This is a genomic window from Micromonospora sp. AMSO12t, from assembly GCF_008806585.1.
In the GTDB taxonomy this organism is placed as follows: Bacteria; Actinomycetota; Actinomycetes; order Mycobacteriales; family Micromonosporaceae; genus Micromonospora; species Micromonospora reichwaldensis.
In genome coordinates this window covers 16,493-28,896 of the sequence record NZ_WAAS01000068.1, presented here as the reverse complement: position 1 = coordinate 28,896, position 12,404 = coordinate 16,493, and the positions used below count along the sequence as shown (strand labels likewise).

The following is a 12,404-nucleotide window of genomic DNA, read 5'->3' as shown; positions in this document are numbered from 1 at the left end:
CGGTGCACGGGCGTCCTCGACGACAGGAGAAGCGATGATCAACGTCTTCCAGCCGACCCTCGGCGCCGAGGAGCTCGACGCCGTGCGCGCCGTCTTCGACAGCAGCTGGCTGGGGCACGGGCCGCGTACCAGGGAGTTCGAGCAGGAGTTCGCCGCGCACGCCGGGCTGGTGCCCGAGCGGACCATCTTCATCAACTCGGCCACGGCCGGGCTCTTCCTCGCCGTGGAGCTGCTGGCCCTCGGGCCCGGTGACGAGGTGGTGCTGCCCTCGATCAGCTTCGTCGGCGCCGCCAACGCCATCGCCTCGGCCGGCGCCCGGCCGGTCTTCTGCGATGTCGATCCGCGCACGCTCAACCCCTCCGTCGCCGACGTGGAACGGGCCCTGACCCCCACCACGAAGGCGGTGATCCTGCTGCACTACGGCGGCGTGCCCGGCGAGGTGGCCGAGATCGCCGAGCTGTGCCGCCGGCGCGGGGTCGCCCTGGTGGAGGACGCGGCGTGCGCCGTCGCGTCGACCGTCGACGGGCGTCCCTGCGGCAGCTTCGGCGACATCGCCATGTGGAGCTTCGACGCGATGAAGATCCTGGTCACCGGCGACGGCGGGATGCTGCACGTACGCGACGCGGAACTGGCCCGGCGGGCCCACCGCCTGGCGTACCACGGCCTGGAGCACGCCAGCGGCTTCTCCGCCGCCGGCAAGGGGGTGCCGCACCGCTGGTGGGAGCTGGACGTGCGGGAGTTCGGCCGCCGGGTGGTCGGCAACGACCTCACCGCGGCGATCGGCCTGGTCCAGCTCCGCCGCCTGCCCGGGTTCGTCGCGCGCCGGCGGGAGATCGCCGCGGAGTACGACCGCCTGCTCGCCGACGTCGAGGGCGTCCGGCTCCCCCCGCCGTTGCCCGCCGGGCAGCGCAGCTCGCACTACTTCTACTGGGTGCAACTCGACCCGGAGATCCGCGACCAGGTGGCCGCCGACCTGCTCGACATCGGCATCTACACCACGTTCCGCTACGCGCCGCTGCACAAGGTGCCCGCGTACGGCGCCGGTTGGCACCTGCCCGGCGCCGACGAGGCGGCACGGACCACCCTCCTCCTACCGCTCCACCAGGGACTGGACGATGCAGACGTACGAACGGTCGTCGACGGCTTGCGCAAGTCCGTCGAGCAGCGGCAGGGCGGCACCCGTGACTGACCCGACGGCGCGGCCGGTGGCCGGTCCACCCGGGCGGCGGGGCGCCGGGGGTACGCGATGAAGGCCCTGGTGCTCTCCGGCGGCGCCGGCACCCGGCTGCGCCCGCTGAGCCACTCGATGCCCAAGCAGCTCGTCCCGGTGGCGAACAAGCCGGTCCTGGAGCACGTGCTGGAGAACGTCCGCGACGCCGGGGTGACCGAGATCGGCGTGATCGTGGGCGCCTGGGCCGACCAGATCAGCGAGGTCCTCTCCGACGGCTCCCGCCTCGGGGTGCGGCTGACCTACCTGCGTCAGGACCGGCCCCGCGGGCTGGCCGACTGCGTCCGGCTGGCCCGGCCGTTCCTCGGCGACGACGACTTCGTCATGTACCTCGGCGACGTCATGCTGCCCGACGGCGTGGCCCGGTACGCCGACCGGTTCCGCCGCCACCGGCCCGCGGCCCAGGTGCTCGTGCACAAGGTGGACGATCCGCGCGCCTTCGGCATCGTCGAGCTCGACCCCGACGGCACGGTACGCCGTCTGGTGGAGAAGCCCCGGCAGCCGCGCGGGGACCTCGCCCTGGTCGGCGTCTACTTCTTCACCCCGGCCATCCACGCCGGCGTCGACGCCATCACGCCCAGCGCGCGCGGCGAGCTGGAGATCACCGACGCGGTGCAGTGGCTGGTCACCAACGGCGCCGAGGTGCGCGCCAGCGAGTACGACGGGTACTGGCGCGACACCGGCCAGGTGGCGGACCTGCTGGCCTGCAACCGGCACCTGCTCGACGCCCAGCCGCGCGCGGTCGCCGGCAGCGTCGATCCGGCCAGCGAGCTGACCGGCGCCGTGGTCGTGGAGCCGGGCGCCCGCATCGTCGCCAGCCGCGTCGAGGGGCCGGTGGTCATCGGCGCGGGCGCCGTGGTCGAGGGCTGCCGGATCGGCCCGCACACCGCGATCGGGCCCGGCTGCCGGCTCGTCGACGCCGAGGTGGCCGACTCGATCGTGCTGGCGGACGCCTCGATCACCGCCGTCCGTGGACTGCGCGGCTGCCTGATCGGCCGCTCCGCCACGGTCAGCCTCAGCCCGGCGGCCGGAAGCCGGCTGGTGGTCGGCGACCACAGCCGGATCGAGTTCGCCGCATGACGCCCGTACGGCCGCCGACCGACGCCCGCTGCCGGGCACGATCCGAGAGGAAGATGGGATGAGCGACCCCAAGGCACTGCTGCTGGACAGCGTCCGCAAGTACCACCAGGAGGTCCAGGAGGAGCGGCCGTTCGTCCCGGGCGAGACCGAGATCTGGCCCTCGGGCGCGGTGCTGGGCGCCGAGGAGCGGGTGGCGCTGGTCGAGGCCGCGCTGGACCTGCGCATCGCGTCCGGGCAGAACGCCCGCCGGTTCGAGTCGGCCTTCGCCCGTAAGCTGCGGGTCCGCAAGGCGCACCTGTGCAACTCCGGCTCCTCGGCCAACCTGCTGGCGGTCTCGGCGCTCACCTCCGCCCAGCTCGGCGACCGGCGGTTGCGCCGCGGCGACGAGGTGATCACGGTGGCGGCCGGGTTCCCCACCACGGTCAACCCGATCCTGCAGAACGGGCTGGTGCCGGTCTTCGTCGACATCGAGCTGGGCACCTACAACGCCACCGTCGAGCGGGTGGCCGCCGCGATCGGCCCGAAGACCAGGGCCATCATCCTGGCCCACGCGGTGGGCAACCCGTTCGCGGTCGCCGAGATGGCGCAGCTCGCCAAGGAGCACGACCTGTTCCTCATCGAGGACAACTGCGACGCGGTCGGTTCCTTCTACGACGGCCGGCCCACCGGCAGCTTCGGCGACCTGGCCTCGGCGAGCTTCTATCCCGCGCACCACATGACGATGGGCGAGGGCGGGTGCGTGGTCACCAACAACCTGGCCCTGGCCCGGATCGTGGAGTCGCTGCGCGACTGGGGCCGGGACTGCTGGTGCGACCCGGGCAAGAGCAACACCTGCATGAAGCGGTTCGAGCACCAGCTGGGCACCCTCCCGGAGGGCTACGACCACAAGTACATCTACTCGCACGTCGGGTACAACCTGAAGACCACCGACCTGCAGGCCGCCCTGGGGTTGGCCCAGCTGGCCCGGGTCGACGAGTTCTGCGCCGCCCGGCGGCACAACTGGCGGCGCCTGCGCGAGGGCCTGGACGGGGTGCCGCACCTGCTGCTGCCCCACGCCACGCCGCGCAGCGACCCGAGCTGGTACGGCTTCGTGATCACCGTGGAGCCGGGGGCGCCGTTCGACGTGCCCGAGCTGGTGGGCTTCCTCGAGGACCGCAAGATCGGCACGCGGCGGCTGTTCGCGGGCAACCTGACCCGCCACCCCGCGTACGCCGACCAGCAGTACCGGGTGGTCGGCGAGCTGACCAACAGCGACATCGTGACCAGCCAGACCTTCCACGTCGGGGTCTTCCCCGGGCTCACCGACGAGATGATCGACTACGTCGTCTCGTCCATCCGGGAGTTCGTCAAGACCTACGGCTGACCGGCGGGATCCCGCCCTGGGACCCGGCAGCTTCCCTGATTGGAGCACAGATGGGCGTTCTGTCCGACCGACGAGATCCTCGGGTGGCGGTCGTCGGGCTCGGCTACGTCGGGTCCTGCATCGCCGCGGTCCTGGCCGAACGGGGCCTGGACGTGGTGGGCGTGGACGTCGACCCGCACCTGGTCGACGAGCTGCGCGCCGGGCACTGCCGGTTCGAGGAGCCCGGCCTGCCGGAGCTGGTCCGCGCCGGCATCGAGGGCGGCCGGCTGCGGGTGTCCACCGACTACGCGGCGCTGGCGGAGACCGACGTCGTCCTCGTCACCGTCGGCACGCCGGTGCGCCGCGACGGCTCGCTCGCCGACGAGCAGCTCCGCGGCGCCTGCGTCGAGCTGGCCCGCCACCTGCGGCCCGGCCAACTGGTCGTGATCAAGAGCACGGTCCCGCCGGGCACCACCCGGGACTTCGTCCTGCCGCTGCTGGAGCGCGGCGGGCTGAGCGGCGGGAAGGACTTCGGGATCGCCTTCACCCCGGAGCGGCTCGCCGAGGGCACCGCGCTGCGGGAGCTGCGGACCTTTCCCATCGTCGCCGGCGGCCTGGACGCCGACAGCACCCGGGCGGCCGGCGGGTTCTGGCAGCGGGCGCTGGGGGTGGACGTGATCCCGGTGGACTCGCTGGAGGCGGCGGAGATCGTCAAGCTCGCCGACAACTGGTGGATCGACCTGAACATCGCGCTCGCCAACGAGCTGGCCAAGTTCAGCGCGCTGTTCGACGTCGACGTGCTGGACGTGATCGCCGCCGCCAACAGCATCCCGAAGGGCAAGAGCAACATCAACATCCTGCTGCCCAGCGTCGGGGTGGGCGGCTCCTGCCTGACCAAGGACCCCTGGATGGTCTGGCACTCGGCCCGGGAGCGGGGCCTGGAGATCCTCACCGCGCCGGCCGGCCGGCAGGTGAACGCGGGGATGCCGGGTTACACGGCGCGCCTGGTGCTGGACGAGCTGGCCGCGCTCGGCAGGTCGGCGGAGACGGCGACGGTGACCGTGCTGGGGTTGGCGTTCAAGAACGACACCGGCGACCTGCGGGCCACCCCGACGCTGCCGGCCGTCGCGGCCCTGCGCGAGGCCGGCTGCGAGGTCCGCCTGCACGATCCGCTGGTCGACCCGGACGAGGCGGAGAAGCTCTTCGGGCTGCGGCCGGTCGCCGACCTCGACGAGGCGGTGCGGGGCGCGGACTGCCTGGCCGTCCTGGCCCACCACCGGCGGTTCGCCGAGATCGACTACGCCGCGCTGCCGGTGGCCCGGCCGTGCCTGGTGCTCGACGGGCGCGCGTACTTCCCGAAGGACAGGATCGCCGGGCTGCGGGCCGCCGGGTACCACTACCGGGGGATCGGCCGGTGAGCGCGCGGGTGGTGGTGACCGGCGGGCACGGCTTCATCGGCGGTCACCTGGTGGACCGGTTGCTGGAGCGCGGCGACGACGTCACCGTCTTCGACGGCCCGGCGCCGCCGGTGGGGCGCTCGCCGGCCGCGGCGCACGCCCGGCTGGTGGAAGGCGACGTGCGCGACCCGGGCCGGCTGGCCGAGGCGATCACCTCCGGGGTCGACGTCGTCTACCACCTGGCCGCCGTGGTGGGCGTCGACCAGTACCTGTCCCGCCCGCTGGACGTCGTCGACATCAACTTCACCGGTACCCGCAACGTGCTGGACCTGGCCTGCCGGGCCGGCGCCCGCGTCGTGCTGGCCAGCACCAGCGAGGTCTTCGGCAAGAACCCGGCGGTGCCGTGGGCGGAGGAGGACGACCGGGTGCTCGGCGCGACGTCCGCCGACCGCTGGACGTACTCGTCGAGCAAGGCCCTCACCGAGCACCTCACGTACGCCTTCGCCCGGCAGCACGGGCTGGCGGCCACCATCGTCCGCTACTTCAACGTCTACGGTCCCCGGCAGCGCCCGGCGTACCTGGTCAGCCGTTCCGTGCACCGGGCGTTGAACGGGCGTCCGGTGGTGGTCTACGACCAGGGGCGGCAGACCCGCTGCTTCACCTTCGTCGACGACGCCGTCGCCGGTACGCTCGCCGCCGCCACCAGCCCGGCGGCGCTCGGCGAGTCGTTCAACATCGGCAGCATGGTGGAGAACACCATCGGCGAGGTGGCGGAGATGATCGGCACGCTCACCGGCACCGCCGCGGTGACCGACGTGGACACCAGCCGGGCGCTGGGCAGTGCCTACGAGGACCTGGCCCGGCGGATCCCGGACACCACGAAGGCGCGCACGGTGCTGGGCTGGAAGTGCGAGGTGCCGTTGCGTACCGGCCTGGAGCGGACGGTGCACTGGGCCCGGGAGAACCCGTGGTGGTTGGCCCTGCCCGACACCGGCGCGAACTGACGTCCCGACACCGAGGCGCCGCCCGACCCGCCGGGGTCGGGCGGCGCCGTCGTGCGTGCACCCGGTCCGCCGGCACCGCCGACGGGGGACGCGGGTCCCGCCAGGCGACCCGCGACAGCTCCGGGTGCCGCTCGGACGTACGCGAACGGCGTGCGGCCGGGGTGGAGTGCTCCACCCCGGCCGCACGGTCGCGCCGCGACCGACCCGTCAGCGCCGGGCCGACGCGGGCGTCTCGTCGGTGCCGCCGGCCGGGACCGCCGGGGCATCGACGACCGGTTCCTCGGCCGCCGGGCGTACTCGGCGCAGCAGCAGCGCCGATGCCACGGCCGCGATCACCGCGATCACCGCGCTGACCAACCCGGCCACGTTGAACCCGCTGGTGAACGCCGCCCTGGCGGCCTCGAGCAGGGCGCTCCCGGTCTGCTCGGAGAGCTGCCCGGTCACCGCGCTCGCGCCGGCCAGCGAATCGCCGGCCGCCTCCCTCACCTGCGCGGGCAGGTCAGCGGGGAGGGCCGGGGCGATCTCGCTGCGGTAGACGGCGGTGCCGACGCTGCCCAGCACCGCGACGCCGAGCGCCACCCCCAGCTCGGTGCTCGTCTCCGACATCGACGACGCCGAGCCGGCACGTTCGGGCGGCGCCGCCCCGATGATCAGGTCCGTGCCCAGCACGGCACCGGGACCGAAGCCGAGATAGACGATCACCAGACCGGTCACCGCGAGGCCGAGCCCCCCGGCGGTGCCCACCTGGCTCAGCAGCGCGAAGCCGACCGCGGCGATCGCCATGCCGCCGGCGACCACGTAGCCCGGGGCGAACTTCTGCGCGATCATCGGCGCGAGCATCGAACCGACCAGCATGGACACCGCGTAGGGCAGCATCCAGAGCCCGGCCCGCAGCGGGGAGAGGCCCTCGACCAGCTGGGCGTACTGGGCGAAGAGCAGCGCGATGCCACCGATGGTCGACCCGCCGAGCAGCATGATGCCCAGGGCCGCGCTGAAGGTCCGGTTGGCGAACAGCCGCACCTCGAGCAGCGGGTTGGTGAGGCGGCGCTGCCGCGCCACGAAGATCACGCCCACCACCACACCGACGACCATGGCCAGGATGGGCCGGACGCCGAAGCCGTCCTTCGCCAGCTCCTTGAGGCCGTAGACGAAAGGCAGGATGGTGGCCAGCGACAGCACCACGCTGAACAGGTCGAGCCGCCCTGCCTCCGGGTTGCGGTACTCGGGCAGCAGCAGCGGCGCGGCCACCAGCAGCACGACCATCACCGGTACGCCCAGCAGGAAGACCCCGCCCCACCAGAACGACTCGAGCAGCACGCCGCCGACCAGCGGTCCGATGATCGCGCCGATCATGAAGCAGCTCATCCAGAGGCCGATGGCCATGGTGCGCTGCTGCGCGTTGCGGAACATGTTGCTGATCAGCGACAGCGTGGAGGGCATCAGGGTCGCCCCGGCCACGCCCAGCAGCGCCCGGGTGGCGATCAACATCTCGGCGCTGCTCGAGTAGGCGGCGATCACCGACGCCACGCCGAAGGCCGCCGCGCCGATCATGAGCAGCCGGCGGCGGCCGATCCGGTCACCGAGGGTCCCCATGGTCACCAGGAATCCGGCGATCATGAAGCCGTAGATGTCCATGATCCAGAGCAGCTGGGCGGCGTCCGGCGCCAGGTCGGCGCTCAGCTGCGGTAGCGCCAGGTAGAGCACGTTGAGATCCAGCGACAGCAGCAGGGTGGGCAGCGTGAGCACGGCCAGGCCGATCCACTCGCGCCGGCCCGCTCTCGGTTCCGCCTCGCTCGCGTTCACATCCATCGTGGTCCTTCCTCCGTATCGGTGCGGCGCCTAGTTGTCGTACTCGTCGTGCAGCCGCCACCAGCCGTACGGCTCCTCCTGCGGGCGTCCGTCCGGGGTGTCCTCCCAGGTCTCCTGGCGGCCGAGCGGGGTGAGGTCGAGCAGCGTCCAGTTGCTGCCGAGCGCCTCGACGCCCCGCTCCGAGGTGAAGTAGGTGCGGTACACCTCGTCGCCGTCGCGCAGGAAGACGCTCAGCCCGAACGCCTCCCCCGCCTTCGTGGTGAGCCCGAGGTCGGTGTTGAAGTCGGTGCCGTGGGACGAGTACCAGGGCAGCGTCCAGCCCATCCGCTCCTTGAGCGGGGTGATCTCCGCCAGCGGCGCCCGGGAGATCAGCGCCAGGGTGGTGTCCCGGGCGTTCAGGTGGGCGGGGTGGCCGAGGTTGTCGACGAACATCGAGCATCCCTCGCAGTAGTGCGACTCGCCCGGCCTGAGCATGAAGTGGTAGACGATCAGCTGACGCCGGCCGTCGAAGATGTCGGCCAGGTTGGCCTTGCCGCCCGGGCCCTCGAAGACGTATTCCTTGTGGATCCGTGTCATGGGCTGCCTGCGGCGCTCCGCGGCCAGCGCGTCCCGGGCCCGGGTCGCCTCCTTCTCCTTGGCGAGCAGCCGCTCCCGGGCGGTGTCCCATTCCGACTGCGACACGATCGTCGGCAGGTTCATGCTGTCTCTCCATTCGTGGTCACGGACGCCCCCTGCCGGGAGCGGTGGCGACGGGCGCGGGCGCTCCGGCGTACCGGAGGGAGCGCGGGCCGTCGCACGGCACGGACGCCGACCGGAGCCCTGGGCACGCTCCCGCGCCGGTGTCGCCCGCCCTCCGGCCGGCTCGTTGGCGGTCGACCTGGATCGGCCGGCCCGGGACGCGCACGCGGTCGCACCATGACATCCGGTGCGCCTCCCTCGCCTCGCCGGGCCGGATCCGTCGCCGGTCCCACTCTGCCGCCCACCGCTCCCGGTCCACTCCCGGTCTTCTCCCGGTGCGCTCCCGGTCGCCGCGCCGCGCCGTGACCGCCCGTCGTCGGTGCGCTGCGCTACGGTGACGCCATGCGTTTCGGGCTCCTCGGTCCGTTGGCGGTCTGGACGACGGACGGCGCACCGGTCACCGTGCCCGATCTGAAGGTTCGTGTCCTGCTCGCCGACCTGCTGGCGCACCAGGGCCGCCCCGTCCCCGTCGACCGGCTGGTCGAGGACCTGTGGGGCGAGCGCCGGCCGGCCAATCCCAGCGGGGCGCTACAGACCAAGGTCTGGCAGCTGCGGCGGGCGTTGAACGACGCGGAGGCCGGCGGCAGGGACGCGGTGGTGTCCCGACCGCCCGGATATCTGCTGCGCACCGCACCCGGGCAGACCGACGCCGACCGGTTCGGCGCGCTGGTCGAGCGGGCCACCGGCACGGCCGCCCCACCCGCCCGGGTCGCGCTGCTGGACGAGGCCCTGGCCCTGTGGCGTGGCCCGGTGCTGGCCGACTTCGCCGACGAACCGTTCACCCGCCCGCTGGCCACTCGGCTGGAGGAGCAGCGCCTGGTGGCCGTCGAGGAGCGGGCCGAGGTCCGGCTGGTCCTCGGCGAGCATCAGCTGCTGGTCGGGGAGCTCGCCGACCTGGTGGCGCGGCACCCGTTCCGGGAACGGGCCCGCGCCCTGCAACTGCGCGCCCTCTACCGGGCCGGGCGACAGGGCGAGGCGCTGGAGAGCTACGCCCGCTTCCGCCGGCAGCTCGCCGAGGAGCTGGGCCTGGACCCGGGCCCGGAGCTGGTGGCGCTGCACCGGGCGATCCTGGCGCACGACCCGGCGCTGCTCGCCGACCAGCTTGGTTCGGGCGACCGGAGCGGCCGGAGCGGTGCAAGCGGCCAGGGCGTCCCGAGCGGCAGGAACGGCCAGGGCGGCGGGATCGGCCAGGGCGGCGGGAGCGACCCGAGGGATCCGCGCGGCGCCGAGCCGAGCGGCGCGGACGATCCGCTGGCCGCGCCGCGCCCGGCAGGTGCGGGACGGGTGATGCCGAGGACCAACCTGCCCGCCCCGCTGACCCCGCTGGTCGGGCGCGCGGAGGCCGTGCGACACGTCCACGACCTGCTGCGCGTCGAACGGCTGCTCACCCTCGTCGGTCCGGGCGGAGTGGGCAAGACCCGGCTGGCGGTCGAGGCGGCGCACCAGCTCGTCGAGGCGTACCCGGACGGGGTGTGGCTGGTCGAGCTGGCCTCGCTGCGCCCGGACGACCCCGCCGCGCTGGCCGGGTCGCTGCTGGCGGTGCTCGGCATCCGCGAGGCCACCGGGGCCGACCGTGGGCCGACGGGCGCCCCGGCCACCCCCGCCGACCGTCTCGTCGACGTGCTGGGCGGCCGGTCCCTGCTGCTGGTCCTGGACAACTGCGAGCACGTCGTGGAGCCGGTCGCCGAGCTGGCCCAGCGGATGCTGCCGCACGCCCCGGGCGTACGCCTGCTGGCCACCAGCCAGGATCCGCTCGGCGTGGCGGGTGAGCGGGTCTGGCCGGTCCCCCCGTTGGAGCTGCCCGACCCGGAGGTCACCGAGCCCGAGGTGCTCGCCCGTTCCAGCGCGGTGCAGCTCTTCGTCGCCCGGGCCACCGCCGCCGCCCCCGGATTCGCCCTGGACGCGACCAACGCCCGTGACGTCGCCGAGCTGTGCCGCCGCCTCGACGCGGTGCCGCTCGCGCTGGAGCTGGCCGCGACCCGGGTACGCGCGCTGGGCGTGCACGGGCTGGTCACCCGGCTGGACGACCGGTTCCGCCTGCTCTCCGGCGGCCACCGGGGCGCCCCGCCGCGCCAGCAGACCCTGCGCGCGATGATCGACTGGAGCTGGGAGCTGCTTTCCGACCCGGAGCGGGTGGTGCTGCGGCGCCTCGCCGCGCACGCCGACGGCTGCACCCTGGAGGCCGCGGAGGCGGTCTGCGCCGACCCGGACCTGCCCGCCGACGAGGTGCTCGGGCTGCTCGTCCGGCTGGTCGACCGCTCGCTGGTGGTGATGACCGAGGGCGCCGGTGAGCCGCGCTACCGGCTGCTCGAGTCGGTCGCCGAGTACTGCCTGGCGCGGCTGCGCGCGGCCGACGAGGTGGCGGTGGTGCGCCGCCGCCATCGGCGCCACTACCTCGAGCTGGCGCGGCGGGCCGACGACGAACTGCGCGGGGCGGCGCAGCGGCGCTGGCTCGCGCGGCTGGACCAGGAGACGGCCAACCTGCGCCGCGCGCTCGACGGCGCGCTGGCCGACGACGACGCGGCCGGCGCGCTGGAGCTGGCGACCGCGCTGGCCTGGTACCGGTACCTGCGCGGCCGGCTGCGCGAGGCGCGCCGGTCGATCGAGGCGGCGCTCGCCGTGCCCGGTGCCGTGCCGACCTCGCTAAGGGCGGCGGCCACCTGCTGGCGGGCCGGGCTCGCCCTGCTGGAGGCCGGTGGCGACCACGCCCCGCTGGTGGCCCCGGCGTTGGCGGGCTGGCCCCCGGACGAGGACCCGGCGGGGCGGGCCCGGGCCACCTGCTTCCTCGGCCTCGCGCTGCTCAACACGGGGGACGTCACGACCAGCCAGGAGCTGGTCGACGACGCGCTGGCGCAGTTCGAGATGCTCGGCGACCGGTGGGGGGTGGCGACGGCGCTGAGCCTGCGGGCTGGGCACGCGCAGTCCCGGGGCGACCTGGAGGCGGCCAGCCGGGACAGCGCGCGCAGCGTGGCGCTCTTCCGCGAGTTGGGCGACCGGTGGGGCCAGCTCCAGGCGTCCTTCGCGCTGACCACGCGGGCGGAGGCGACCGGCGACTACCCGGAGGCGGCCAGGCTGCACCGGGAGGGCCTGCGGATGGCCGAGGAACTCGGGCTGTGGCTGGAGGCCTCCGACCGGCTCTCCGGCCTGGGCCGCATCGCGCTGCTCAGCGGCGACTACGACCGGGCCCGGGAGTTCCACGAGCGGGCGCTACGGCTGGCCGCCGAACAGAACTTCAAGCCCGGGGAGCTGTACGCGCAGATCGGCCTCGGGCTCGGGGCCCGCCGCGAGGGCCGGCTGGACGCCGCCGAGGAGCTGCTGCGCGGCGTCCTGGCGTGGACCCGCCAGCCGGGCCTGGACGCCGACGTGGTGCGGGCACTGCTCCTGGCCGAGCTGGGCTTCGTCGCGGAGCAGCGCGGCACCGCCCGCGACGCGCACGAGTTGCACGCCGAGGCGTTCGAGGTCGCCACCGCCATCGGCGATCCCCGGGCGCAGGCGCTCGCGCTGGAGGGGCTCGCCGGCACGGCGACGCTCGACGGCCGGCACGGCGACGCCGCCCGGCTGCTCGGCGCGGCGGCCATGGCGCGGGCCTCGGTGGGCGCGCCGCTGCCGGCCGGCGAACGGGGCGACGTCGACCGGATCACTCAGGCCGCGCGCGACGCGCTCAGCCCGACCGCGTTCACGGAGGAGTTCGACCGTGGCACCGCGCTGACCCCCGCCGAGGCCTACCGCTCGCTGGTGGCCGGCCTCCCCCGCCCCGCCTGAGCGGGCGGGGCTCAGCCCGGGCGGCGGTCACCCGGACGCACCGA

8 protein-coding genes are annotated in these 12,404 nt (G+C 74.3%); 6 read left to right on the top strand and 2 right to left on the bottom strand.

Features of this window, described 5'->3' with window-relative positions; genetic code table 11:
• Positions 1-34: 34 nt before the first annotated feature.
• The 5 genes from F6X68_RS13315 to F6X68_RS13295 are packed head-to-tail and all read left to right on the top strand — an operon-like array spanning position 35 to position 6,051.
• Entirely contained in the window at positions 35-1,189 is a 1,155-nt protein-coding gene (locus tag F6X68_RS13315) for a DegT/DnrJ/EryC1/StrS aminotransferase family protein (protein ID WP_151454574.1), read from the top strand.
• Positions 1,190-1,246: 57 nt separating this feature from the next.
• Positions 1,247-2,308 carry a glucose-1-phosphate thymidylyltransferase gene (locus tag F6X68_RS13310; RefSeq protein ID WP_151454573.1) on the top strand — a complete coding sequence of 354 codons (1,062 nt, stop codon included), beginning with the start codon at positions 1,247-1,249 and terminating at the stop codon, positions 2,306-2,308.
• A 58-nt stretch (positions 2,309-2,366) separates the two neighbouring features.
• A complete protein-coding gene (gene rfbH / locus F6X68_RS13305; RefSeq protein ID WP_151454572.1) occupies positions 2,367-3,671 on the top strand; it encodes a lipopolysaccharide biosynthesis protein RfbH in 1,305 nt (434 codons plus the stop codon).
• Between the two features lie 50 nt (positions 3,672-3,721).
• Positions 3,722-5,068 carry a nucleotide sugar dehydrogenase gene (locus F6X68_RS13300; protein ID WP_151454571.1) on the top strand — a complete coding sequence of 449 codons (1,347 nt, stop codon included), beginning with the start codon at positions 3,722-3,724 and terminating at the stop codon, positions 5,066-5,068.
• On the top strand, positions 5,065-6,051 hold the full coding sequence (locus F6X68_RS13295; protein WP_151454570.1) for an NAD(P)-dependent oxidoreductase: 987 nt from the start codon (positions 5,065-5,067) through the stop codon (positions 6,049-6,051). The genes F6X68_RS13300 and F6X68_RS13295 overlap by 4 nt, the downstream gene beginning before the upstream one ends.
• Before the next feature lie 207 nt (positions 6,052-6,258).
• Here the strand turns inward: F6X68_RS13295 and F6X68_RS13290 are convergent, their stop codons facing one another.
• Together F6X68_RS13290 and F6X68_RS13285 are read right to left on the bottom strand one after the other, a co-directional pair.
• A complete protein-coding gene (locus F6X68_RS13290) occupies positions 6,259-7,860 on the bottom strand; it encodes an MFS transporter (protein ID WP_151454569.1) in 1,602 nt (533 codons plus the stop codon).
• 30 nt (positions 7,861-7,890) lie between these two features.
• Positions 7,891-8,559 (bottom strand): DUF899 domain-containing protein, encoded by a 669-nt coding sequence (locus F6X68_RS13285; RefSeq protein WP_151454568.1) that lies wholly within the window; start codon positions 8,557-8,559, stop codon positions 7,891-7,893.
• Positions 8,560-8,940: 381 nt separating this feature from the next.
• On the opposite strand from F6X68_RS13285, the gene F6X68_RS13280 reads away from it, so the two are divergent.
• Positions 8,941-12,360, top strand: coding sequence for a BTAD domain-containing putative transcriptional regulator (locus tag F6X68_RS13280; RefSeq protein ID WP_151454567.1), 3,420 nt, complete (start codon positions 8,941-8,943; stop codon positions 12,358-12,360).
• Positions 12,361-12,404 lie beyond the last annotated feature (44 nt).

What these genes read in the sequence shown, in the direction of transcription:
- F6X68_RS13315 (WP_151454574.1), top strand. Translation starts at nt 35, where the DNA reads ATGATCAACGTCTTCCAGCCGACCCTCGGCGCCGAGGAGCTCGACGCC.
- F6X68_RS13310 (WP_151454573.1), top strand. Translation starts at nt 1,247, where the DNA reads ATGAAGGCCCTGGTGCTCTCCGGCGGCGCCGGCACCCGGCTGCGCCCG.
- rfbH (WP_151454572.1), top strand. Translation starts at nt 2,367, where the DNA reads ATGAGCGACCCCAAGGCACTGCTGCTGGACAGCGTCCGCAAGTACCAC.
- F6X68_RS13300 (WP_151454571.1), top strand. Translation starts at nt 3,722, where the DNA reads ATGGGCGTTCTGTCCGACCGACGAGATCCTCGGGTGGCGGTCGTCGGG.
- F6X68_RS13290 (WP_151454569.1), bottom strand. Translation starts at nt 7,860, where the DNA reads ATGGATGTGAACGCGAGCGAGGCGGAACCGAGAGCGGGCCGGCGCGAG.
- F6X68_RS13285 (WP_151454568.1), bottom strand. Translation starts at nt 8,559, where the DNA reads ATGAACCTGCCGACGATCGTGTCGCAGTCGGAATGGGACACCGCCCGG.
- F6X68_RS13280 (WP_151454567.1), top strand. Translation starts at nt 8,941, where the DNA reads ATGCGTTTCGGGCTCCTCGGTCCGTTGGCGGTCTGGACGACGGACGGC.